The sequence below is a fragment of the Halovivax ruber XH-70 genome (assembly GCF_000328525.1).
Lineage (GTDB): Archaea > Halobacteriota > Halobacteria > Halobacteriales > Natrialbaceae > Halovivax > Halovivax ruber.
In genome coordinates, this window is sequence record NC_019964.1 from 2,935,396 (window position 1) to 2,957,502 (window position 22,107).

The following is a 22,107-nucleotide window of genomic DNA, read 5'->3' on the forward strand; positions in this document are numbered from 1 at the left end:
CAGAGAACGACCAGGCGAGAACGAGAGCGCGGCCAGCCGAGAACGGTCGCGCCCCAGGCGGACTGAGCGTGTGGAATCGACCGGACCAGTCGGCGTGAGCGTTGGGTCGAATTGTCCCGAAACCCCGCTACGCCAGAGATCGAGTCCGTGACGACCCACTGGCGGAACACCCGAGCCCTCGGCGGGTTATACTGTGTGTCTTTTTATAGGTTTAAGAGGTCAAGCCGAACAGCTCCAGAGCGTTCTCGTTGTCAAGGAATCATCTTCAGGGTTGAACATATGTAGTCCCCTACTACCGCATGTACCAATGACTTCCCTCTCAATCGATCGACGACGACTCATGGCTGCGATGGGTGCGACCAGTGCGGTTGCGTTAGCGGGCTGCCTCAGCAGCAGTGGAAACGAGCAGGAACCGACGAACGATGCGACTGCCAAGACGAGCGACGAGGGGCTCGATCCAGCGAAACCGACGGATGTCGACCGGATCGCGGCCGATCCGACCGACCTGCCCGACCCGGTCGACTGGTCGTCCCCGCGGACCCACGAGATCGAAGTGACGACGACCGAACGCATCGCCGAGATCGAACCCGGCGTCACGTTCAAATACATGACGTTCGACGACCAGGTTCCAGGGCCGATGATCCGGGTACGGCGCGGCGACACCGTCCGGCTCACCCTGACGAACGCCGCCGAGTCGGCGGTCGTCCACAACATCGACCTCCACGCCGTCTACGGACCTGGCGGCGGCGCGGACGACACGATGGTCGACCCGGGCCAGTCGGCGACGATCGAGTTCAAAGCGATGTACCCCGGCGTCCACGTCTACCACTGTGCGGTCCCGGACATGGACATGCACATCAGCGCGGGCATGTTCGGTGCGATCCTGGTCGAGCCCGAGGACGGTCTCCCCGAGGTCGACCGCGAGCTGTACTTCGGGCAGAACGAGATCTACACGAACGGTGCCGCTGGCGAGGATGGCCACCACGAGTTCGATTACGACGGGATGGCAAGCGAAGAACCCACCTACGTCACGCTGAACGGCGAGGCGTACGCCTTCACCGAGAATGGATACGGGCCAGTCACGGTCCAGAAGGGAGAGCGGGTCCGCATCTTCCACGCCAACGGCGGGCCGAACCTCACCAGCTCCTGGCACGCCATCGGCAACGTCTGGGAGACGCTCTACCGCGACGGCGACATGGTCTCCGACCCCGCCCGATACGTCGAGACGACCCCGGTCGTCCCCGGCTCGGTCGGTGCGGCGGAGATCGACACGCCGGTTCCCGGCCCGATCAAGATCGTCGACCACGCACTCAGTCGAGTCGTCCGCAAGGGCATGCTCGGCGTGATCCAGGTCGAGGGCGAGCCGGAACCGGAGATCTTCAACCCGGAGCCCTGAGCGGGTGACGAGCCCGCCGATCCGGGGCGACTGCGGACCGATCGACCGTCCCGCGATCGGGCTATCCTGCAGGAGACCGTGATATTTCGCCGTGACAGTCCGACCACGCCATGACACCCCACTGCCTCACTCGACGCGACGCACTCGGCACTAGCGTCGGCCTTGCCGGTATCGTTCTCGCCGGTTGTCTCGACCGAGGCGACGAGACGGCCGAACCGGAAAACGCGGGCGAACTCGGTACCCCGACGGACCGGATCACCGTCACGACGACGTCCCGACCGTTCCCCGAGTTCGATCCCCAGATCGTCCACGTGAGCGAGGGGGCCACCGTCGAGTGGGTCGTCGAAACGGGCCGTCACGACGTGGCGGCCTACCACCGCGACACCCACCCACCCCACCGGACGCCCGACGGGATCGAACCCTGGGGCAGCGCGCGGCTCAGCCAGCCCGGTGAGACGTTCGAACACACGTTCGAGCGTGAAGGGGTCTACGACTACGTGGACACCCAGCAAGTCTGTACCTCACACGAGGTCGCGGGCAACATCGGGCGCGTCGTCGTCGGCTGGCCCGATCCCGACGCCGAGCCGGCGATGGACGACCCGCCGGCGGAGATGCCCCAGCGGGCTATCAACGCGCTCAGTATGTTCAACGAACGAACCCGTCCGGTGCTGGACGCCGGGCCGTGACGATCGATCGGCCAAGCAGTCCAGACCGACCCGAAACACCCCGACTCGAAGCAAGACGATGAACGTGAACGAAACGACCGTCGACAGACGAACGATGCTGCGGGTGGCCGGAGCGACTGCGATCGGCCTGCCGCTCGCGGGCTGCATCGAGCGAATCGGTGACGAGACGGGAGCGACTCGTGAGGACCTCGTATTGGCACCCCCAGCGAGTCACGACCGCGCCCGTGAAACGGACGTCCCGCACCCGATCTACGGCGACGACCTCCCGGAAGCGACCGTCCAGGCCCCACTACACGACCGCTCGGTGACGACCACCGAGTTCGTCGGCGATCGGGCGACGATGCTGACGTTCGTCTTCACGAGCTGTACGACCGTCTGTCCAGGCCTCACCTCGACGCTCCGCCGGATCCAGGCCGATTCGATCGAGCGGGGCTACGCCGACGAGATCGCGTTCCAGACGGTCACGTTCGATCCCGAGTACGACACCACGGACGTCCTCAGGGAGTACGGGGAGAAACAGGGCGTCGACTTCGACGTCGGGAACTGGTACTTCCTCAGGCCAGAGACGCCCGCGCGTGCCACGTCGGTCGTCGAAGACACGTTCGGCGTCGCGTTCGAGCGCGCGGACGAGAGCGACCCGACCGAATCGGAGAACGAGACGACCGATGACGATCACACCGAGAGTGACGGCGAAACGGGCGATACCGACCACGACGGGATGAACGAGAGCGACGGTGACACCGACGAGACCCACGACGGACACGGACGCAGCCACCGTCACTTCGTCCACACCTCGCTGGTGTTGCTGGTGAACAGAGACGGGCTGGTCGAGCGAGCCTACGCTGGCGGGCCGCCAGCCCCGCGAACCGTGCTGGACGACGCCCGCACGGTCGTCGAGGAGGGATGATCGTGCGACGACGCGAGCTGATTGCAGGCGGCGCTGCACTGGCCACCCTTGGCGGTGCAGGCGCGCTGGCCGTCACCGACTGGCAACCCGGGTCTGACGACGGGGGAGTCGAGCCGGTCGAACTCGCGGCGATCTCCGGGCAGGGCGAGGAGGGGGACACCGTTACCGTCCCCGAGCGCGGTCGAGTGAGTCTGGTCGAGCTGTTCGCGACCTCGTGTGACGTCTGTTCGCGCCAGATGGCGCCGCTCGGCCGCGTCGCAGAGCGCGTCGGCGACGACGTCCAGGTCGTCTCGGTGACGAACGAGCCCCTCGGCGGGACGGTCACCCGGGCGGACGTCGCCGACTGGTGGACCGCTCACGAGGGTACCTGGCCCGTCGCCCACGACGCAGACCTCGACCTCACGAGTGCGCTGAACGCCGTGAGCGTCCCGTACACGGTCGTTCTCGACGCCGAGAACAGGGTCGACTGGCGCCACAGCGGCTACGCCGACCACGCGACCCTGCTCGCCCGGCTCGAGGAGGCCCGGGCGTGATGCCCGCCCACCACCGCGACGGGCGGGGCCGACCACGAGCGCACGTGAACTGCCCCACGTATCGAGGGGGAACCCATATGATACCCGAGAACGAACCCAGAGTGAAGCCGACATGGAGAGCGAGTCAATGAAGGAGTACGAGTTCACGTGCCCGGCGTGCGGCCAGCAGATCGAGATCAACGGGCCGATGCGGACGGCAATCCTGTCGAACGGCTGCCCCATCTGTTCGACATCCGTCAGTGACGACAGTTTCGCCCCCGCGTGAGTACCGTCGACTCACCAGTTCGTTTTACGAAGTACCGTGGCTGCGTCCACACTCACGTTTCCCGGAGTGAACGTCGTCGAACGGAACGATTCTTTGTCGAAAATCGACCGCCAGGCGGGCGCCTCACTCGCTTTCCGTCCGATCGATCTCGGTTCGTCGCCCACTCAGATCCACCGGTTCGAGCGTGTAGAGCTGGATATCGAGATCCGGCTTCGAGTTCGCCCAGATCTCGAAGAGCGGTCGCTTCGCCTCGCCGTACTGCTCGATTCGGTCGACGGTAAGTTCCTCCGGCGGCACTTCCGTCAGCGAGCCGACGGCGACGACGCTTCGGTAACTCGATTCGGCGTCCGTCTCGTCGTAGACCACCAGCCTGGCCCGCGGCGACGAGGAGAGGTACTCACGCTTCTCGCTCTCTGGCGTCGAGACCAGCCGCAGATAGAACACGCGCTCGTCCGGATCGTAGCCGTACGAGATCGGAATCGCGTAGGGTTCGTCGTCGCGAGCGAGCGAGAGGACCCCGGTCTCCTGCCCGCCGAGGAACTCGTCCAGTTCGCCCGCCGTCATTTCCGTTTCCCGTGCGAGTGACATCGTCGTACGTTGCCCGTGCGCCCGGGCCGTCTTAATCCCACCGTCTGCCCCCGAACCGCCAGTCCGATCGGCGAACCCGAACGAGCGCGCCCTGGATCGCTTACGCACTCGGATCGAGCACGTCGTCGAGCAGTTTGCGCTGGGCGGTGACGAGGTGTTCGGTGAACGTCGACTGTGAGATACCGAGTTCGGCCGCGAGTTCCGACGCGTTGGCTCCCCTGGGCCGTTCGAAGTAGCCGTTCTCGTAGGCGGTTTCGAGCACCTCCCGCTGTCGGTCGGTGAGTTTCCCCCGGTTGACGAAGACGCCGTCGTCGGGCGTCCCCTCGAGCGGTGGCTGGAGCAGCCGTCTGACGTCGACCGACGGGAATCGGTCCCTGAGGTCACCCATCACGTCCTGCAACTGGTCGAACGATTCGGCGTGGAAGACGAGCGTCAACTCCCCGTCGTCCGCGACGTATCGATGGACGGGACAGCCGTGGGACCCGAGACACGCGCACGGACAGTCGTCGGATTCCTCGTGGGACGTGCGGTAGATCGCGGTCGATCCGTACGAGAATACGGCACCGTCGGTGGGTTCGTCCGCAGTGGACGTCGCGTCTGTGGCGGATTCGGCGTCCGCAGACGCAGTGTCGGCGTCGGGGCCACCATCCTCTGTCTCGGCGTTGACGGCAGGTTCGTCCGCCGCAGCGAGGTATTCGGTGACGCTCCCACTCGAGGCGGCCGGTGAGACGCTCGTCGACGTCTGGTCGATGACCGAGCCCGTCCGCGCCGACTCCCGGGCGATCGGACAGCCGTCGGGCGCCGTGATCGCGACCGTCGCACGTATTCCCTCGCCCATTCGTGTCCGGCGTTGGGGTCGCGCTCCCTTTAGTCCAGTGGTGGCACCACGCCGCTGGTCACCCTGGGTGACCGCTCTCCTCGCAGACGGCGAACGCCGGTGTGCCCGCGTGTGGATTCCAGCCACGCGAGAACGCACCCCAGGGCCTTATCTGTGGGTCGACTACGTTGCAATAGACCCATGGAAACTCCCCAGCACTCGACGTTCGTCTGTCCGGAGTGTGCGTCGTCGTTCGTCGTGGACGACGACAAGCGAGCGGCGCTCGTCGAACACGGGTGCGTGCGCTGTGGCACCGCACTCACCCCCGACGCGTTCGCCTGAGCGGTCCCGTGACACCGGAGTATATAAACTACCCCCAATAGCTGTGGTGTCAACTCGTCCCCCTCCGGTCCCGACAGTGTAGTATGAGCCAATCCATGCAGGCGCCGACCCAGACCCCGAAGACGCCCTACTCGACGACCACTCCCGACTACGACGTCGCCGCCGTCGTCAGTGCGTTCGACGACCCGGCCTGCCGGCAGATCCTCGAAGCGACCAGCGACGAGGCCCGTTCCGCGAAAGAGATCGCCGAGACCACCGACCTGGCACTCTCGACGACCTACCGAAAACTCGACGAGCTCGAAGAGACGGGCCTCCTCGAAGACGGACTGCGCCTCCGACGCTCCGGCAACCACACGGCCGAGTACACCGCGTGTCTCGACGAGTTCGTCCTCTCGGTCTCCCCCGAAGACGGCGTTCAATTGCGCATCGCCGAGGGAGAATCCGTCGACGGCGTCGGCGCAATCTAGCACTCGATTACGTCTCGATCGATTCGTTCCGGTCCATTCATTTTCCGTCCCACGTCGTTCCGGCTGGCCCGATTCATTCGTCCCGATCAGGTAGCAGGAACTGGTCTGGCACCCAAGGCAAGCACTGGTTTCACACCCGAGCGGATCGTCTCTGACGGTGAAAACGATGGCCGAACACTACGACCGCGTCCTCCTCGCGATCGCACTCCTCCTCGCGTCGGGGGTACTCGTCGGGGCACTCACCGCGGTGCCGATGCAACTCGCCCGAGTCGTGAGCGTCCTCGCCGCGACACCGTTCGTCTACGACGCACTCTTTCGAAATCCGCCCCGACCGACGGAGCCGGCCCCACGGGTCACCGCGGCTATCGTCTGGCAGGCGGTGGTCGTCTGGGCGATCATCGTCGCTCTCGGCTAGGGGCAACGATCAGGAACTGCCGCGACGCGATCCGACAACGCAGCGGCCGACAGCTCAGTCGTGGTTCCCGCCGGTGACGACGACCGGCCGATCCGTCTCCAGGATGACCGACTGGGCGACGCTCCCGAAGAGTGCCTTCCCGACGGGGGAGCGTTTGCGACCGCCGAGGACGATCGAGTCGACGTCGTACTCGTCGGCGACGCCGAGGATGTCCGCGACCGTGTCCCCGCTATCCTCGACGACCGTCGTCTCGATACCCCGTTCGTCCAGATGCTCGGTCGCCTCCCGCACCGACCCGACGCGCGTCGCCGAGTTGAACTGCTTCAGTTCGTCGGGGAGGTCTTCGCCCTCGCCGTGGAAGACGAAGAGCGCGATCGCTTCGACCGACTCACTCGCGTTCGGGAGGTCGGCGACGTACTGTGCCTGGGCGAGCGCACGGTCTTCGTCTTCGTCGAGTGGTAACAGGACGCGATACATACCCACTGATTCGAGCGGGCCGATATAAAACCAGGCGCCGATTCCGGCCGCCTCGATGGGGTCACCCGGCAGGTCGGCCGGGAACGGCCCCCGACAGTTACGACCCGTCGGCCCGAACTGGGCGTATGGACGCGGTCACGCTGGACGGACTGACGAAGGATTACGGCGAGGTGCTCGCGAACGACGACGTCTCGTTCGCCGTCGAGACCGGCGAGATCTTCGGCTATCTGGGGCCGAACGGGGCCGGCAAGACGACGACTATCCGGATGCTCCTCGGTCTCATCTCGCCGACGGACGGCTCGGCGACGGTGCTCGGCGCCGACGTACGCGACGAATCGGCGCTCATCGAGGCCCGCCGCCGGATCGGCTACCTGCCCGACGACCCGCAGTTCGACGAGACGGCGACCGGCCAGGAGATTATCGACCTCCACGCCAGCATCAAGGGTGATCAGCGGAGCGACGAACTGGTCGAACTGTTCGAGCCGCCGCTCGATCGCGCCATCCGTGAGTACTCCCACGGCAACGTCCGCAAGCTGGGGCTCGTACTCACGTTCATGCACGATCCCGAGCTGGTTATCCTGGACGAGCCGACGGGCGGACTCGACCCACTCATGAAACAGCGCTTCGGCGAGTTCCTCCGCCGGGAGAGCGAGAACGGCCTCACCGTGTTGTTCTCCTCGCACATCCTCGGCGAGGTCAGGCGCCTCTGCGACCGCGTCGCCATCATCCGGCAGGGCCGGCTGGTTACCGTCGAGCCGGTCGAATCGCTGCTCGAACGCAGCGGCAAGGTCGTCCGGCTGGTCGCCGCAGACGCGATTCCACAGTCGGCGCTCGCGGGCGTAGACGGCGTCCACGAGCTGGCGGCTGGCGTCGCCGGGGCGGCGGTCGGACCCGCCACAGGCGACGAGACGGGCGGGACGGCCTGGACGGACAGCGCGGGTGCTGGTGGTGAGGGGATCGCCGCCGAAGCCGACGCGGACGAGCACTTCCACGAGTATACCTTCACGTACACGGGCGAGATGGACGCGCTGCTCGCGCGCCTCGGTGAGTACTCGCTGCACGACTGCACGATCGAGGAGGCGCCGCTCGAGGACGTCTTCCTCAGATTCTACGGCGACGAATCCAGTGAGACCGGGTCACGTGCGTCGCCGCCCGCTTCCGACGCCACCGGAGGTGCGTCGCACTGATGGAGCTCGCTACCTATTACGGACGGAATCGAGTTCGCGGGAGTGTCTACCTCGCCCTCGCCATGTCGCTGCTCGCGGCGATGGTGATCTGGGTCTACCCCTCGTTCGCCGACGCCTTCGGCGAGGACGAGTTGCTAGAGGCCTATCCCCCGCAGGTCCTCCAGGTGTTCGACATCGAGACGATGGGATCGATCGAGGGGTTCCTCTCGTTCGAACTGTACACGTTCGGCTGGGTGATCCTCCTCGGGCTGTACCTCGCGTATCTGGCCGCCGGGACGATCGCCGACGACATCGACCGCGAGCGGACCGACATCCTGCTCACGCTGCCGATTTCGCGAGCCAGCGTCGTCGCCCAGACGTTCGCCGCGCTGGCCGTCCCGATCGTCGCCGTCAACGTGATCACGCCGATCGTCGTCTACGTCAGTACCCGGCTGGTCGACCATCCGATCGGCGCTGCGGACCTCGCCGCAGTGCACGCCCTCTCGATCCCGTACCTCTTCGCCTGCGCGGCGATCGGCCTGCTCGCCTCCGTCGTCGCCGATCGGGCCGCCATCGCCCAGCGGGTCGCCCTGGGCGCCATCTTCGGGCTCTACATGCTCGAATCGCTCCTGGAAGGGACCGACTACGAGGCCGTCGGCGCCATCTCGCCGACGCGGTACTTCGACCCGAACGCGATCCTCCTGGACGCCGAGTACGACCTCGTCGGCGCGGGGATCCTCGTCGCCGGAACGCTCGTCCTCGTCGTCGTCTCGCAGCTGTGGTTCCGACGGCGGGACGTGTGACGAATCCGCGGACCGTTCGGGCGACGACGAAGCCGAACGTTGACGTGACGGGCCTGCGAAGTATCACTATGTTCGAACGGATTCTGGTGCCGACCGACGGCAGCCCCCACGCGACGACCGCTATCGAGGACGCCATCGAACTCGCGGCCGATCAGGACGCCACCCTGCACGCACTCTCCGTCGCCGACAGCGGCCCGCTCGGCGACGTGCGCCTGCCCGGCGAGGCGGCGAATCCGAGCGAGGCACTGGCCGAACGGGCGCAGGGCTTCGTCGACGACGCCGTCGAACGGGCCGAAGCGGCAGGCGTCGAGGCCACCGGAACGATCCGGAACGGCCCGCCGTCGTCGGAGATCCTCGACTACGCCCGCGAGATCGACGCGGACGTCATCGTCATGGGGAGCCGCGGTCGCGGCGGCCTCCACCGCATGGCCGTCGGGAGCGTCGCCGATCACGTCATCCGGTTCGGCGAGTTCCGCGTTCTCGTCGTCGACGCCGGCGAGGACGCCACCGACACGTGAACGGTCGCTGACGCACGTGGAGGATGTGAATCGGAGCGAGTGCTATCGCTTTCGGTCGAATCGAACTCACTCGCTACCGGTCGAAGCGCGCGGTGGGTACCGATCGGACGTATCCGATCGCCCGGCAACTGGTTTTGCTTACAGTTCTTCGACGAGTCGGTTGACCGCGCGGGTTCGCTGGCCGAACGACCAGCCCACGAGCGCGAGGCCGACGTACAACGCGATCGCGAGGCCGACGTAGAGCCAGGGAACCGCTCGGGGGACGAAGCCGTAGTTGCTCAGCGCTCCGGCCAGGAGCAGCGAGAGGACGACGAGCGCGACACCGATGTCGCCGCCGCGCATGCTCGGGAGTTCCGGCGGGTCCGAGAGGACGCGCCCGAGTGCGTAGAAGAGGAGTGTAAAGGAAAGCCAGCCACTGACGACGATCGGCGCACCTTCGAGTGTGACGTCGAATCCGTACCGCGGGAGGTACCGAACGTGGGTAAAGAGCGTCCCGACGACGCCGATACCGAGCAGTAGCCAAAGAACCGTATCCGGACGATCGGTCGCCATACTGAACGGTTCGTCGGAGTGTCCGTAAAACGCGCGGTTCGCTCCCGACCGGGCCCGATCCCCCTCAGTCGGCCGAGATCGGGGCCTCGGTCAGCTCGGTCACGGCGTCGACCGTGTCGAGCCACTCCTCGGCGTCGAGTGCGGCCATGCTGCCGGTCCCGGCGGAGGTGATCGCCTGCCGGTAGTCGGGGTCCATCACGTCGCCGGCGCCGAAAACGCCCTCGACGGCCGTCTCGGTCGTCATGCCCGTGAGCGTGTCGAGGTGTCCGGACTCCGTGAGCGGCACGGGCGTCTCCGTGAGGAAGTCCGTGTTCGGGACGTGGCCGACGCCGTAGAAGATGCCGCCGACGTCGACGGTCTCTTTCGTGACGTCCTCGCCGTCCTCGTAGCGTTCCTTCGGGTAGCCCTCGGGGTGAGAGACCAGCGTCGCGCCGGTGACACCGTCTTCCTGGGAGCCACAGATCTCGAGGAGTTCCGTGTTCCAGCGGAACGAAATGTCGTCGTGCTCGCGGGCGCGATCGGCCATGATGTCGGAGGCGCGCAGTTCCTCGCGACGGTGGACGACCGTCACGCTCTCGGCGAACTTCGTGAGGAAGAGCGCCTCCTCCATCGCCGAGTCGCCCCCGCCGATCACGAGGACGTCGTCGCCGCGGTGGAACGCGCCGTCACAGGTCGCACACGTCGAGAGGCCGTAGCCCATCAGCTCGTCCTCGCCGTCGGCGCCGACCCAGCGGGCACTCGCACCAGTGGCGACGATCAGCGCGCGGGTCCGGAGGTGCTCGCCGGAGGCCAGTTCGAGCGTGAACGGCCGATCGTCGAGCGTCGCGTCCTCGACGGTCTCGTGGGCGAACTCGGCGCCGAATGCCTGTGCCTGCTCTTTGCCCCGTTGAATCAGCTCCATGCCGCCGACGCCCTCGGGGAAGCCGAGATAGTTCTCGACGTCGGTCGTCAGCGTGAGCTGCCCGCCCGGCTCCGGCCCTTCGAGGACCAGCGGCTCGAGGTCGGCGCGGGCGGCGTAGACCGCGGCCGAGAGGCCGGCGACGCCGGAGCCGACGATGACGACGTCGCGGACGGACTCGTCAGTCTCGGCTGACGGTTCGCTCATCGTCTCACCGTTCATGCCGCGGTGTAACCCTCGATCAGGTCGCGGAGCCGGTCCTCCGGCAGCGCGCCGGTCACCTGCTCAGCCTGCTCGCCGTCGGCGAAGAGTACGAGCGTCGGAACGCCACGGACGCCGTACTCGGCAGCCAGTGGCTGGTGGGCGTCGACGTCGACCTTCGCGATTACGGCGTCGGTCTCGGCGGCGAGTTTCTCGAGAGCCGGTTCGATCATCTTGCAGGGCCCACACCAGTCCGCGTAGAAGTCCGTGAGGACCACGTCGTTCTCGGCGACGACGCTATCCAGATGCTCCTGGTCGTCGATATAGACGGGTTCGTCGGTGCCTGTCTCGTTGGTTGCGGTCGTCTCGGTTGTCATCACTCACCCGTTGGGGCCGAGCGTGTTTAAAGGTTTTGTGTGTTGTGCACAATACAGCCAAATGCAACCGGCCAGCTGAGCACCACCGCCGCCGCACTCAGCACAGAATCGGCCGAAATCTGGTGGGCAAAGCGGTTGTCAGATGTGCACCAGCACCCAAATACTGATGACCCGCTCGGCGGGGCGATCGGTCACTCGAGCAGGACCACGGCCGCGACGAGGAGCAGGTTGATGGCTACGCCGGCTACGCCCTTCTCGACGAGCAGTTCGAGCCGACCGTCCCACATCGCGACGAGGACAGCCGTCGAGAGGACAGCAGCCCCGACGACGACCGGCGGCCACCAGTCCGTGCCGAGCGCGACCCCGACGCCACCGAGGACGAACCCCACCGTCACGCCGACGTACAGAACGCTGGCCGCCGCCAGTATCGTTCCTTCCGAAAACACCGGCGAAAGGAGCCACGACTGGCCGTTCCAGCCCATCTCGTCTTCCACCTCGATCCAGCCCTGGCTCAGCACGACGTACCACAGGTGGACCAGTCCGTGGGGGACCAGGAAGACACCGACGATGAGTCTACGCATCCGCGCCCTCCGCGTCGGGGGCGTAGCCCAGTCGACCGCCGGTCAGCGCGACGATGGCGACGACTCCAGCGAGGAGGACGCCCACCTGAACAGAAAGCAGGGTCGTGTACGTGGGTCCGAAGACGAGCTCGTCGGAGAACGGGACGAGGTGGACCGTGGCCGTGTTGAAGCCGCCGTGTAGCACCATCATCAGGAGGACGCTCCCCGTATGGTTGTAGATCCAGGTGTAGAAGAACGCGTAGCCGACGATCCCGACCGCCGTGAGCAGGACCAGCCCGCCGAGGACGACCGGATCGGTGATGCCGTGACTCGATCGCGGATCGACGAAGAACACCGGCAGGTGCCAGACCGCCCAGACGACCCCCAGCAGCAGCGTCGCGCCGATGGGCCCGTACCGTGACTGCAGTCGCGGCAGCGCGAACCCGCGCCACCCAGGTTCCTCGCCGAGTCCGGCCAGTAACGAGAGGCCGACGAGGGTCGGCAGGTACGTCGTCAACGGGTCGGGCAGCCGCGCCAGCACGGGATCGTACCCCAGGAGCGCGAAGCCGACGTCCGTCAGCCCGAAGAGCACCACCGGGGTCGCGAGCGTTGCGATCCACCACCGGACGGGCACGCGCCAGCGGCCGATACGGCCGATCCAGGCCCGGACGGAGCCGCCCGTGTACCCGAGGACGACGCCACCGGCGATCGCCGGCCCGAACTGGGCGACGAGCAGGTTCAGCCCCCCGAATACCTCGTCGACGCCGAGGGCCGACGGAAGGAATCCGAGCCAGGAGATGGCGTAGGCCAGCGCGAAGAAGGCCGCGACCGGATGTCGGCCGACTCGGTCGCGAAGCAGTGACATGCGGAGATGGTCAACGCACCGAGGCTTAGAACCCCACCGAGCGGGCAGTACACTAGGGAAGGCGGCGGATGGAACGGCCCATCGAGGAGAGAGAGACGGCCTCGAAGGCCCGCCGATCCAATCGTCGAGCAGTTCCACCGAGGGGATCAGCGGCCGGCGCATGCTGGATCGGCCGGCGGGCAGCGTCCCGGCGGGCTTGTGAACGGCGAATTGTATTTCGCATCCAATGCCGAGATGGGTGATCGACGAACACGGACCGAACGCTTCGGTTGTTCAACGAAGGAATCCGTGTTCCAGACCCCGGAACGGTGAAGACCTCCCCGGGAGACGCCCACCAGCAGAGTTAAAGGTGTGAGCCAGCACTATTGTACTGTATGAGCAAGACAATCGAATCCGATCCGACGATCGACCCCGACGAAGTGGCCGCTCGCCGCGACGACGACGATTTCTACGTCCTCGACGTCCGACGTGAGGAGGACTTCGACGAGTGGCACGTCGAGGGGAGCACGAACCTCCCGATCTACGACGATCTCCTGGAGAACGACCTCTCGGGACTCGAGGCCGCCATCGACGACATCCCGCAGGACGACGAGGTCACCGTCGTCTGTGCCGCAGGCGTCACCTCGGCCACCGCGGCCGCACACCTCCGCGAGCACGGCTTCGACGCCCGCTCGATGGCCGACGGAATGACCGGCTGGGGCCAGGTCCACGTAGCCTACCCAGTCGACGGTGACGGGACACGCGTCAGCGAGCCGACCACGACCGACGCGCCGTCGGTCGACGGCGTCACGCAGGTCGTCCGACCCGGAACGGGGTGTGTCTCCTACCTCGTCGAAGCCGGTGACGAGGCCGTCGTCGTCGACCCGAGCCTCTACGTCGACGAGTACCGCGCCCTCGCCGACGAGCGAGACGTCGAAATCGTCGCCGCAGTCGACACGCACGCCCACGCCGACCACGTCAGCGGCGGGCGCGTCATGGCCCAGGAGTGGGGAATCCCGTACTACCTCCACGAGGGAGACGGCGGCGAGCTCGAGGACTTCGAGTCGGTCGCAGACGGCGACTCGATCCCCGTCGGCGACCGCACGCTCGACGTACTCCACACACCCGGTCACACGCCCGGCAGCATCTCGCTACGCTGGGAAGACGGCCTCCTCTCGGGTGACACGCTGTTCATCCGCAGCGTCGGCCGGCCCGACCTCGAAGGCAACACGGAGGCCGACGTCCGCGAGGGCGCGACCGAACTCTTCTCGAGCCTCGAGACCCTCGCCGCGTTACCCGACGACACCGCCGTCCTGCCGGGCCACATGAGCGACGAGGAAATCCGCCCGCTCGCGACGACGCTCGGCGAACTCGAGGCCGAGAACGACCTCTTCGGCGAAGACGACCAGGAAGCCTTTATCCAGACAATCGTCGACGGCCTCTCCGACGAACCCGCGAACTACAACCGGATCAAGGCGATCAACTGGGGCGAGGAAGCGCTGACCGAAGAGGCCGAATCGCTCGAACTCGGCCCGAACAACTGCGCGGCGAACTAGACGGCAGTCCGTCGCTACACGTCCCGCGGGAGCGTCGCCATTTCCAGTATCGGCATCGCCTCCAGTAACATCGCCGCGTCCAGGAGCGTGGCCGCTTCCAGCAACGTCGTCGCGTCCAGTAGCGTCGCCGTCTTCAGTAACGTTGTCGCGTCCAGTTACCGCCCGGAGACGACGGCCGAGTCCGAGCGGACGATCGCGTAACCGCCGACGAGCAAGGCCACGCCGGACAGCACAAAGAGCGCGTCCCAGAGAATGGGAGGACCCGGCCCCGCCGGCCAGACGCGGTGCAGGACGAGGAGGTGGTGGTCGACGACCCCCTCGACGAGGTTGAAGAGGCCGAAGCCCATCAGCACGGAGCCGAGGAGTGTTCGCCCGGTCACCGAGACATCCGAGTGCCGCCAGGCGCGAGAGAGCAGGACGACCCCGACGATCGTGAACAGGTACGTGCCGACGTGGAAAAGCCCATCGGCGAGGACGTTCACTTCGAGCCCCGCCACGTCGGTTGGGGCGACGCGTGACGACACCATGTGGTGGACCTGCAGCACCTGATGGAGGACGATCCCGTCGAAGAAGCCGCCGAGACCGACGCCGAGGACGATCCCTGCCCGGATCGACGGTGCCGCCCGCTCGCGAACGCCCAGCCACGTTTCCTCGGATCGATCGGTCGACATCGGGTTGGAGGACAGCACGAGCGTGGATCAACCCCGAACGTGGGTCTGCAAGCCATCATCACCACCTCATGCAGCCATTACCACCACTTCACGCAGCCATCATCACCACTTCACGAAGCTATCACCCGCCGCCTCACGACTCGACGTCGTCGATCGCCGCGGTAAATCGCTCCAGGGGTTGGGCACCGACGAGAAAACTCTGTTCACGGGTATCGGCGTTCGACACCAGGAACGACGGGGTCCCGGACACGCCGAACGACGCGGCGAACTCGACGTCCGATTCGACCATCGACTGGTACCGGGCCCGGTCGTCGGCGAGGCAGGTCTGCAGTCGATCGGCGTCGACGCCGTCGACCTCGCGTGTGTACGAGACGAGGTTTCCGGCGTCCGCCCAGCCGGTGTTCTTCCCGTCCTGTCGAGCGAAGATCGCCTCGTGCCAGTCCCAGTAGGCGGCAGGGTCGTCTTCGCGCACGTGTTCCCAGACGCAGCGTGCAGCGATCGCCGCCGTCAACGAGTCCTCGCCGAAGACCGCGATCGGGACGAACACGATGCGAACCTGCCCTGACTCGACGTGGGACCTGACCAGGTCGGGAAGCGTCTCCCGTTCGAACGTCTCACAGAACGGACACTGGAAGTCGGTCCAGTAGTACAGTTCGAGCGACGCGTCCGGCTGGCCGAGGATCGGCTTGCCCGTCAGATCGACACCGACCGGCGTGGTTTCCTCGCTCCCGTGCATCGTCGGTGAGATCGGGTCGGAAGCGGCGTCCTCCTCGCCGGAACTCGCGAGAAAGAGACCGCTCCCGCCGAGGGCGAGCACACCACCGGCCACGACCGCGCGCCTGGATTTCGAATCGAGCGCCATCTAGCTAGCTGCAACCTTCGAAACAGGGACGGTAAACGAGTGGGGCGTTTCGCTGACTCGGCAAATCGAGGCAGGCAGTTTTGTCCCCGCCAGCCCTCACTGTCGGACGATGGACCGTATCGGTCGCACGCGTCGGTGGGCGTCGACAGCCGCGCGAAATCTGGTCGAAGCCGTCACCTACCCCTTCGAGTCGTGGCCCGGCACGATCGGGCTCGTCGGCGTGACGGGTGCGACGTACGTGCTCCTCGTGCTGGCGTCGATGCCCGAGTACACCCTGCAGATGCTCGGCGACGGGATCCACTGGTTCGACACCGTCATCGTCGACCTGACGGACACGATCTATCGAACCGACGGTGCCGTCGGGCTCGGGATCGTCGTCTCCTACGCGCTGCTCACCGGCGTCGCCGTCGTCAACGCCGTCGCCCAGCTTCGGCTCGTGGGTCTCGGCGGCCTGACGGATCTCACCGGCGTCCTCCCCGGGCTGCTCGCCTCCGGCTGTGCGAGTTGCGGGGCGGGACTGCTCGGCTTTCTGGGATTCGCCGGCGGCCTCGCCGTGCTTCCCTACGACGGCGCACTCGTGCGGATCGGTGGGCTCGCACTCCTCCTCTTCTTCCTCGGACGAGCCGGGCACCCGGAACGCTGTGTCGTCTCGCCGGGGGTGACCGACGGATGAGTGGCATCGGCTCCCGGCTGCGCTGGAGCGTCCGCCTCGCTCGAACGAACCGACGAGCGATCGGCTGGGGTGCCCTCGCCGCCGTCGGGGTCTTCGCACTGTTCGGTGTCGTAACGGGGCTGATCGAGAACCCGCTGTACGTCCGGATGGTCCCGCGAACGCCGGTCGACTACCTGCTCCTCACCGTGACGGCGATCCTCGCGGGCGTCTACGTCGCCCAGCGGCTGGCGACCGCGATCCCCGGGTCCGCCGACGCTGCCGGCGAGGACCGGTGGGCGATCGGCGGCCTCGTCGGCGGGTTCCTCGCCGTCGGCTGCCCGATCTGTAACGTCTTCCTGCTCGCGCTGTTCAGTTCCTCGGCGCTGATGACCTACTTCGACCCGCTACGGCCCATTCTCGGGCTCGTCTCGGTGGCGATGCTGGGCGGGTTGATCTACGTCCGGAACCGCCGATCGTGTCTCGCCTGCTCGATCGAGTGAGCGGTCCGCGACCAGTCCCGCTCACGCGTTTCGGGACTCGCAAGACGCACAGCCGGTGCGCCAGCGCACGATGGCGCCGACGACCAAGATTGCGAGTCCGACGAAGAGTGCCTCGACGATGCCGGCACCCATACCGACGGCCGCACCGCCCGACGTCGCGGCCGTGCCACCGGCGATCGCAGCCCCACCGGGCCCGAGACAGCAAAAACTCGCCAGGGCGCCGAGGCCGACGATCGATCGTCGCGACGCGGACTCGTCGTCCATATCTCGGATCAGGCGAGCGAATCCCATAGGTATTGTGGACAGTCCGCATCCGGAGAACGCAGGGCTGCTCCGTCCGCATCAGGAAAACGCGAGTGCGCTAGAGGGGAGATCGGCGGGTACTTTTGGCCGGAGATCCACGAAGTGACTATGGCCAGAGAGCCCGATCCGGCGGCGCTCTTCGACGTCCTCGCGGACGACTACGCCCGCCGGATGCTCGCCGCCGCGGACGGGTCGCCGAAGACGGCGAAGGCACTCAGCGACGCCTGCGACGCCTCACTGTCGACGATCTACCGGCGGCTCTCGATGCTCGACGAACACGATCTGATCGACGAGCGAACGACCATCGGGCCGGACGGTGCGCACCGACGGGAGTACGAGACCGCTCTGGAGGGACTGGCCATCGATCTCGCCGACGGTGAGTTCCAGGTCACCGTGGAGACGGCCGACGACCTCGCCGATTCGTTCACCGACCTCTGGACCGACCTTCGTGACGAAACGCCGTAAGGAGTGCTCATGATCGAAACACCCGTCCTCGTCGCGAAGTCGCTCACCTTCGTCCTGAGCCTCGTCGTTGCCGCGCTGGCTTACCACGGCTACCGCCGAAGCGGGGAGCAACCGATGCTGTACGTCGCCGCCGGCTTCGTCTTCATCGGTGCGGGTGCAATCTGCGAGGGACTCATCCACCTCGCGTTCGACACCTCGCTCGCCTCGGCCGGCCTCATTCAGGCGGCGATCGTCTCGAGCGGCATGGTGCTCGTGTTGCTCTCGCTCCGTTCCTGATTCGGCCGGATAGGGGCGCCGCCGACACGATCTGGACGACTACCCGCCGTCGGCCCCGGTGTCGCGCTCGTCGCCCCCGTGACCGTCGCCGTCACCGTGGCTATGATCGTGGTCGTGACTGCGATCGTGATCGTGGCTGTGCTCGTGCTCGTCACCGTTGCTGTGGTCGTGTTCGTGGCCGCCACCATGGCTATGATCGTGTTCGTGATCGTGCCCGGCCAGGACGAACTGGCTCGAGAACGCGCGGTCGACGACCTCGGGGAGCGCAGGGTGGATGTGAACCGACTCGCGGATGTCGTGGACGGTCCCCGATCCGGCTTTCATGGCGACGACGACTTCCTGAATCAGCGAGGAGGCGTCGGGTCCGACGATGTGACACCCGAGGATGGTCCCGTCGGGATCGATCAGGACTCGAACGAAGCCCTCGGCGTTCATGGCCGTCCCACGGGCCGTGTCCGCGTAGTCGTAGCTGGTCGTGGCGTACTCGCGGTCGGCCGCGACCAGTGCCTGTTCGGTCGTCCCGACGCCGGCGACCTCCGGCGAGGCGAACACGGCGTAGGGGATCGCCGTGTAGTCGATCGGGTCGAGGTCGTCGCCGAGAACGTTCCCGACGACGGTTCTGGCCTCGTGGTTGGCGTTGTGTTTCAGCAGGTACTCGCCGACGATGTCCCCGAGTGCCCAGACGTCGTCGGCCGTGGTCCGGAGGTACTCGTCCGTCTCGATGAACCCCTGCTCGTCGGTCTCGACGCCCGGGACGTCGAGCGCAAGCGTGTCCGAGTTGGGTCGGCGGCCCGCCGCGACGAGGAGCGTGTCGCCGGTGACGGTCACGTCGTCGAGTTCGGAGACGTCGTCCCACGCGGGCGGGTAGGGTCGGGCCTCGACGGTGACCGCGTCGTCGTCCCCCGAGACGGTGACGGCTTCGTAGCCGACGTGAACGTCGAATCGGTCTCTGTAGCGCTCGGTGAACGAGATACCGACGGGTTCGTCCGCGTGTGGCAACAGCCGGGGCCGACGACCGACGATGGTTACGTCGCTGCCGAAGGTGCCGAAGAAGTGCGCGAGTTCGGCCGCAACGTACCCGCCGCCGATTATCACGAGGTGCCCGGGCGGCGATTCGAGTTGCAGGCCCTCCCGACTCGTCAGGTACGGGACGTCCTCGATTCCCTCGATGTCAGGAATCGACGGTCGCGACCCGGCGGCGAGGAGGATGGTCTCCGCGCGGACGCGCTCGCCGGCGTCTCGTCCCTCGACGAGCTCGATCGTGTGGTCGTCGACGAACTGGCCCATCCCCTCGAACAGGGTGTGGCGGTTCGACGAGCGCAGTCCGCGGCGGATCGACTCGGCGCTGCCCGAGACGTCGTCGTTCACTTCGCGGACGATCTCGGCGAAATCGACGCCGGTGACGTCGGCGTGGATCCCGAACGCCTCCGCGCGGTCGATCGTCTGGCGCACGGTCGCGTGATACAGCAGCCGTTTCGAGGGGATACAGCCCCGGTTGAGACAGGTTCCCCCGAGCGGGTCCTTCTCGACGACGGCGACCGATTGGTCCTGGTTCGCCACAGCGTTCGCCACGTCGAGCCCGGATCCAGAGCCGACGACGAGGAAGTCGACCGCTTCGGTTCCTGACGTCATGGGGGTCGAACCACGGCGACGGGGATGTAACTAGCAGGCAGTCGGAGAAGCGAGAGACGGCGTCAGATCGCGTCGTCAGGGTCGTGTTCGTCGGCCATGCGCGTCGCCTCGACCGCGTAGCGCTCACGCTCGTCGTCCCGGACGGTTCCGAGGTCGTCGGCCGCCACGTCGAGGGCGGCCGTCGTCTCGCGGATATCGGTACTGCTCGTCAACGCGCGCTCCTTGCGGAAGTAGCGTTCGCCGTCGGGGGTCGCGTAGACGAGGATGATCAGGTTCTGCTCGTCGTCGGAGTAGGTTCGCTCGACGAGCCAGACGCGAACTGTCTCGTCGTCGGTCGAACTCGCTGCACTGGGCGCGGAAACTGGATCGGACCTGGGAGCAGGATCGGACATCGTGGCCTAGCTGTCGGCGACGGCGATGTCTTCGGGGGCGTCGTACTTGTTCTCGAACTCCTGGATGAGCTGGCCCATCTTCGCGTACCAGTCGTTCAACTTGCGCTGCATGTCGCTCGCGATCTGGTCGGGATCGGTGGGCCGGTAGACGTGGTAGTAGCCGCCTTGCTCGTAGTTGATCTGTTCTTTCTGGATGAAGCCACTCTGGAGGAGTCGCTGGATCGACCGGTACGCCGTCGAGCGTTCGCGGTCGACGTCGTCGGCGATCTCGTCGATCGTCAGCGGTTCGTCGCTCTCGACGACCGCCCTGAAACAGTCCTTGTCGAGTTGCTTGAGTCCGTGGATACACTCCAGCAGGCCCTCACACTCCATGTCCTGCTGAAGCTGTTCCGCCATCGACTGTGCCATTTTCTACCTGAAGGGTGGGGCCACAGCGATAAAAGGGTTGTGCGTATATTGTACAATCTCGCTGAACCGGTCGAGACCAGCTCTCCGCGGAAATTACCGGGTTGGATCGGACGGAACTCGGAGTCGATCGCCGTAGCCGTCCCGGGTTCGTCGCCGCGTGGCGGGCCCGCCGCTGGCGGGGAAGGAAACGCCGACGAAAATATGTGCGTGAAACCGCGCCGCGACCGGCGACGCCGGCGCGTTCGGTTCGAATAGAATGCGTCGGCGACGAGAAACGGACCGTCGCGCGACGAGCCGAAACCGCTTAGTCCGCGGCGGGCGCGGTCGATCGTTCGTTCGCCCGCATGGTCGCGATCGTGCTGTAGATCACGGCGCCGCCGACCATGAACGCCGAGAGTAGGATCAGGGCGAACCCGACCGTGTTCAGCAGTTCAACGGCGAAGTAGTCGCCAGCCTGCTGGAAGGCGACGGCGATCGATCCACCCAGGAGCATCAGTCCGAAGTAGATCTTGATGTCGTCCTCGTTGACGATGCTGGTCGCGGCCGAGCCGATCCGTGCGCCGAGTGCGCTCCCGGCCAGCAGCGGGGCGACGATCGAGAGGTCGACGCCGCCTTCCATCCCGTAGAGGAAGGATCCGATCCCGCCCGAGAAGACGATCTCGAACAGGTCGGTCCCCACGGCCACCGGGACGGGAACACCGATCAGGTAGAACATCGCGGGCATGCGGATGAAGCCGCCGCCGACGCCGAGGAAGCCCGAGAGTAGCCCCGTGGCGAACGCGACGCCCAGGACCATCCACAGGGAAACCTGGATCCCGCCGGCGATCGTCATCATTGGCGGGACGCGGTAGGACTGGATCTTCTTCGCGATGTCCGGGATGGCGTCGGGATCGATCTCCCCGTCTGCGGCATCGTGGTGACCGCCGCCGCCATCGTCGCTCCCGTCGTTTTTGAGGGCGTTACGGGTAACGAACACGCCGATCGAGCCAAGCAGGAGGACGTAGGTGACGCCGATGACCCCGCCCGCGAGGCCGAGATCCTCGAGGTAGAACACCCCGATTCGCCCGACCTCGATGCCGACCGTGGTCCCGACGATCATCAACCCGCCCAACTTGTAATCGACCTGTCCGAGGTCGTGGTGTTTCAGCGTCGCGATGACGGCCGTCCCGAAGACGAACGCCATCCCGCTCCCGACGGCGACGCGGGCGGGGTACCCCATCACGAGCAGCGCGGGCGTGACGAGGAAGGATCCACCCATCCCGAAGAAGCCGAACAGGACGCCGACCATAAAGCCGAAGCTCACGAAGAGGATGATCATCGTGAGCGCGATTCCGAATAGCTCCATCTATGTACTCTTGATCGCTTTGATGACTGGTGGTGCTGCGACTCGTTCGAGGAGCCCGTAGCCGCCGTAGAGGACGATGGCCTCGACGAGGACAGCGCCCACGAGGACGGCCGCCTGTACTTCCGGTGAAAGTGCGGTTAGCTCAATCATGGTATCGACCCGACTCGTCTTTCGGTTGTGCGTGAATCATGGGATTCTGCTCACCTCACCGTACCCCAAGAACACGTATAACG

General features: G+C 66.3%; 32 protein-coding genes. 16 read left to right on the plus strand and 16 right to left on the minus strand.

Annotated elements, in window-relative coordinates; all coding sequences use genetic code 11:
- Positions 1–307: 307 nt before the first annotated feature.
- The 5 genes from nirK to HALRU_RS14085 all read left to right on the plus strand — a co-directional run bounded on the left by nirK (position 308) and on the right by HALRU_RS14085 (position 3,787).
- Positions 308–1,396, plus strand: coding sequence for a copper-containing nitrite reductase (gene nirK / locus HALRU_RS14065; RefSeq protein ID WP_148680550.1), 1,089 nt, complete (start codon positions 308–310; stop codon positions 1,394–1,396).
- A 110-nt stretch (positions 1,397–1,506) separates the two neighbouring features.
- The gene (locus HALRU_RS14070) at positions 1,507–2,082 is read left to right on the plus strand and encodes a plastocyanin/azurin family copper-binding protein (RefSeq protein WP_015302054.1); all 576 of its coding nucleotides are present in this window, start codon (positions 1,507–1,509) and stop codon (positions 2,080–2,082) included.
- A 58-nt stretch (positions 2,083–2,140) separates the two neighbouring features.
- A complete protein-coding gene (locus tag HALRU_RS14075; RefSeq protein ID WP_015302055.1) occupies positions 2,141–2,989 on the plus strand; it encodes an SCO family protein in 849 nt (282 codons plus the stop codon).
- Entirely contained in the window at positions 2,986–3,522 is a 537-nt protein-coding gene (locus HALRU_RS14080; protein ID WP_015302056.1) for a TlpA family protein disulfide reductase, read from the plus strand. The genes HALRU_RS14075 and HALRU_RS14080 overlap by 4 nt, the downstream gene beginning before the upstream one ends.
- A 127-nt stretch (positions 3,523–3,649) precedes the next feature.
- A complete protein-coding gene (locus HALRU_RS14085; protein WP_216086567.1) occupies positions 3,650–3,787 on the plus strand; it encodes a DUF7560 family zinc ribbon protein in 138 nt (45 codons plus the stop codon).
- 123 nt (positions 3,788–3,910) lie between these two features.
- Here HALRU_RS14085 and HALRU_RS14090 read toward each other — a convergent pair whose 3' ends face one another.
- Both HALRU_RS14090 and HALRU_RS14095 read right to left on the minus strand, forming a co-directional pair.
- Positions 3,911–4,375: a pyridoxamine 5'-phosphate oxidase family protein gene (locus HALRU_RS14090; RefSeq protein WP_015302058.1), complete on the minus strand. Its 465-nt coding sequence runs from the start codon at positions 4,373–4,375 to the stop codon at positions 3,911–3,913.
- Between the two features lie 100 nt (positions 4,376–4,475).
- Entirely contained in the window at positions 4,476–5,213 is a 738-nt protein-coding gene (locus HALRU_RS14095; protein ID WP_015302059.1) for a helix-turn-helix domain-containing protein, read from the minus strand.
- A 180-nt stretch (positions 5,214–5,393) separates the two neighbouring features.
- Between HALRU_RS14095 and HALRU_RS14100 the strand changes: the two genes are divergently transcribed.
- From HALRU_RS14100 to HALRU_RS14110, 3 genes are all read left to right on the plus strand, one after another.
- Complete coding sequence (locus HALRU_RS14100) at positions 5,394–5,534, plus strand: DUF7560 family zinc ribbon protein (protein WP_015302060.1); 141 nt, start codon at positions 5,394–5,396, stop codon at positions 5,532–5,534.
- An 83-nt stretch (positions 5,535–5,617) separates the two neighbouring features.
- Complete coding sequence (locus HALRU_RS14105; protein ID WP_015302061.1) at positions 5,618–6,001, plus strand: ArsR/SmtB family transcription factor; 384 nt, start codon at positions 5,618–5,620, stop codon at positions 5,999–6,001.
- A gap of 166 nt (positions 6,002–6,167) precedes the next feature.
- A complete protein-coding gene (locus HALRU_RS14110; protein ID WP_015302062.1) occupies positions 6,168–6,416 on the plus strand; it encodes a hypothetical protein in 249 nt (82 codons plus the stop codon).
- 54 nt (positions 6,417–6,470) lie between these two features.
- On the opposite strand, the gene HALRU_RS14115 is transcribed toward HALRU_RS14110, so the two are convergent.
- The gene (locus HALRU_RS14115) at positions 6,471–6,893 is read right to left on the minus strand and encodes a universal stress protein (protein ID WP_015302063.1); all 423 of its coding nucleotides are present in this window, start codon (positions 6,891–6,893) and stop codon (positions 6,471–6,473) included.
- 125 nt (positions 6,894–7,018) lie between these two features.
- Between HALRU_RS14115 and HALRU_RS14120 the strand changes: the two genes are divergently transcribed.
- The 3 genes from HALRU_RS14120 (at position 7,019) to HALRU_RS14130 (ending at position 9,380) form a co-directional block, all read left to right on the plus strand.
- Positions 7,019–8,080 (plus strand): ABC transporter ATP-binding protein, encoded by a 1,062-nt coding sequence (locus HALRU_RS14120; protein WP_015302064.1) that lies wholly within the window; start codon positions 7,019–7,021, stop codon positions 8,078–8,080.
- Positions 8,080–8,862 carry an ABC transporter permease subunit gene (locus HALRU_RS14125; RefSeq protein ID WP_015302065.1) on the plus strand — a complete coding sequence of 261 codons (783 nt, stop codon included), beginning with the start codon at positions 8,080–8,082 and terminating at the stop codon, positions 8,860–8,862. The genes HALRU_RS14120 and HALRU_RS14125 overlap by 1 nt, the downstream gene beginning before the upstream one ends.
- Before the next feature lie 68 nt (positions 8,863–8,930).
- On the plus strand, positions 8,931–9,380 hold the full coding sequence (locus HALRU_RS14130; protein WP_015302066.1) for a universal stress protein: 450 nt from the start codon (positions 8,931–8,933) through the stop codon (positions 9,378–9,380).
- A gap of 138 nt (positions 9,381–9,518) precedes the next feature.
- Here the strand turns inward: HALRU_RS14130 and HALRU_RS14135 are convergent, their stop codons facing one another.
- The 5 genes from HALRU_RS14135 to HALRU_RS14155 form a co-directional block, all read right to left on the minus strand.
- Positions 9,519–9,932 (minus strand): hypothetical protein, encoded by a 414-nt coding sequence (locus HALRU_RS14135; RefSeq protein ID WP_015302067.1) that lies wholly within the window; start codon positions 9,930–9,932, stop codon positions 9,519–9,521.
- Positions 9,933–9,996: 64 nt separating this feature from the next.
- Complete coding sequence (locus HALRU_RS14140) at positions 9,997–11,052, minus strand: NAD(P)/FAD-dependent oxidoreductase (protein WP_015302068.1); 1,056 nt, start codon at positions 11,050–11,052, stop codon at positions 9,997–9,999.
- Positions 11,049–11,408, minus strand: coding sequence for a thioredoxin (trxA, locus tag HALRU_RS14145; RefSeq protein ID WP_015302069.1), 360 nt, complete (start codon positions 11,406–11,408; stop codon positions 11,049–11,051). Before trxA ends, HALRU_RS14140 begins: the two co-directional genes overlap by 4 nt.
- 191 nt (positions 11,409–11,599) lie before the next feature.
- Positions 11,600–11,989, minus strand: coding sequence for a hypothetical protein (locus HALRU_RS14150; protein WP_015302070.1), 390 nt, complete (start codon positions 11,987–11,989; stop codon positions 11,600–11,602).
- Positions 11,982–12,833, minus strand: a complete 852-nt coding sequence (locus HALRU_RS14155; RefSeq protein ID WP_015302071.1) for a CPBP family intramembrane glutamic endopeptidase — start codon at positions 12,831–12,833, stop codon at positions 11,982–11,984. The genes HALRU_RS14150 and HALRU_RS14155 overlap by 8 nt, the downstream gene beginning before the upstream one ends.
- Positions 12,834–13,207: 374 nt before the next feature.
- Here HALRU_RS14155 and HALRU_RS14160 point away from each other — a divergent pair, with 374 nt between their 5' ends.
- The gene (locus tag HALRU_RS14160; protein WP_015302072.1) at positions 13,208–14,368 is read left to right on the plus strand and encodes an MBL fold metallo-hydrolase; all 1,161 of its coding nucleotides are present in this window, start codon (positions 13,208–13,210) and stop codon (positions 14,366–14,368) included.
- A 155-nt stretch (positions 14,369–14,523) separates the two neighbouring features.
- Here the strand turns inward: HALRU_RS14160 and HALRU_RS14165 are convergent, their stop codons facing one another.
- Positions 14,524–15,039 (minus strand): DUF2243 domain-containing protein, encoded by a 516-nt coding sequence (locus HALRU_RS14165; protein ID WP_015302073.1) that lies wholly within the window; start codon positions 15,037–15,039, stop codon positions 14,524–14,526.
- A 133-nt stretch (positions 15,040–15,172) separates the two neighbouring features.
- Entirely contained in the window at positions 15,173–15,901 is a 729-nt protein-coding gene (locus HALRU_RS14170) for a DsbA family protein (protein ID WP_015302074.1), read from the minus strand.
- A 109-nt stretch (positions 15,902–16,010) separates the two neighbouring features.
- Between HALRU_RS14170 and HALRU_RS14175 the strand changes: the two genes are divergently transcribed.
- Both HALRU_RS14175 and HALRU_RS14180 read left to right on the plus strand, forming a co-directional pair.
- Positions 16,011–16,574 carry a hypothetical protein gene (locus HALRU_RS14175; protein WP_015302075.1) on the plus strand — a complete coding sequence of 188 codons (564 nt, stop codon included), beginning with the start codon at positions 16,011–16,013 and terminating at the stop codon, positions 16,572–16,574.
- Positions 16,571–17,053, plus strand: coding sequence for a hypothetical protein (locus tag HALRU_RS14180; RefSeq protein WP_015302076.1), 483 nt, complete (start codon positions 16,571–16,573; stop codon positions 17,051–17,053). Before HALRU_RS14175 ends, HALRU_RS14180 begins: the two co-directional genes overlap by 4 nt.
- A gap of 21 nt (positions 17,054–17,074) precedes the next feature.
- Here the strand turns inward: HALRU_RS14180 and HALRU_RS14185 are convergent, their stop codons facing one another.
- The gene (locus HALRU_RS14185; protein WP_015302077.1) at positions 17,075–17,317 is read right to left on the minus strand and encodes a hypothetical protein; all 243 of its coding nucleotides are present in this window, start codon (positions 17,315–17,317) and stop codon (positions 17,075–17,077) included.
- A gap of 147 nt (positions 17,318–17,464) precedes the next feature.
- Here HALRU_RS14185 and HALRU_RS14190 point away from each other — a divergent pair, with 147 nt between their 5' ends.
- Together HALRU_RS14190 and HALRU_RS14195 are read left to right on the plus strand one after the other, a co-directional pair.
- On the plus strand, positions 17,465–17,821 hold the full coding sequence (locus tag HALRU_RS14190; RefSeq protein WP_015302078.1) for a winged helix-turn-helix domain-containing protein: 357 nt from the start codon (positions 17,465–17,467) through the stop codon (positions 17,819–17,821).
- Between the two features lie 9 nt (positions 17,822–17,830).
- The gene (locus tag HALRU_RS14195) at positions 17,831–18,097 is read left to right on the plus strand and encodes a DUF7521 family protein (RefSeq protein WP_015302079.1); all 267 of its coding nucleotides are present in this window, start codon (positions 17,831–17,833) and stop codon (positions 18,095–18,097) included.
- A 39-nt stretch (positions 18,098–18,136) separates the two neighbouring features.
- Here HALRU_RS14195 and HALRU_RS14200 read toward each other — a convergent pair whose 3' ends face one another.
- The 5 genes from HALRU_RS14200 to HALRU_RS15785 all read right to left on the minus strand — a co-directional run bounded on the left by HALRU_RS14200 (position 18,137) and on the right by HALRU_RS15785 (position 22,024).
- The gene (locus tag HALRU_RS14200; RefSeq protein WP_015302080.1) at positions 18,137–19,729 is read right to left on the minus strand and encodes a dihydrolipoyl dehydrogenase; all 1,593 of its coding nucleotides are present in this window, start codon (positions 19,727–19,729) and stop codon (positions 18,137–18,139) included.
- A 62-nt stretch (positions 19,730–19,791) separates the two neighbouring features.
- Positions 19,792–20,121: a hypothetical protein gene (locus HALRU_RS14205; protein WP_015302081.1), complete on the minus strand. Its 330-nt coding sequence runs from the start codon at positions 20,119–20,121 to the stop codon at positions 19,792–19,794.
- Positions 20,122–20,127: 6 nt separating this feature from the next.
- Positions 20,128–20,529 carry a helix-turn-helix domain-containing protein gene (locus tag HALRU_RS14210; protein WP_015302082.1) on the minus strand — a complete coding sequence of 134 codons (402 nt, stop codon included), beginning with the start codon at positions 20,527–20,529 and terminating at the stop codon, positions 20,128–20,130.
- A 304-nt stretch (positions 20,530–20,833) separates the two neighbouring features.
- Positions 20,834–21,874: a sulfite exporter TauE/SafE family protein gene (locus HALRU_RS14215; RefSeq protein WP_015302083.1), complete on the minus strand. Its 1,041-nt coding sequence runs from the start codon at positions 21,872–21,874 to the stop codon at positions 20,834–20,836.
- Positions 21,875–22,024, minus strand: coding sequence for a DUF7512 family protein (locus HALRU_RS15785; RefSeq protein WP_015302084.1), 150 nt, complete (start codon positions 22,022–22,024; stop codon positions 21,875–21,877).
- Positions 22,025–22,107: the final 83 nt, after the last annotated feature.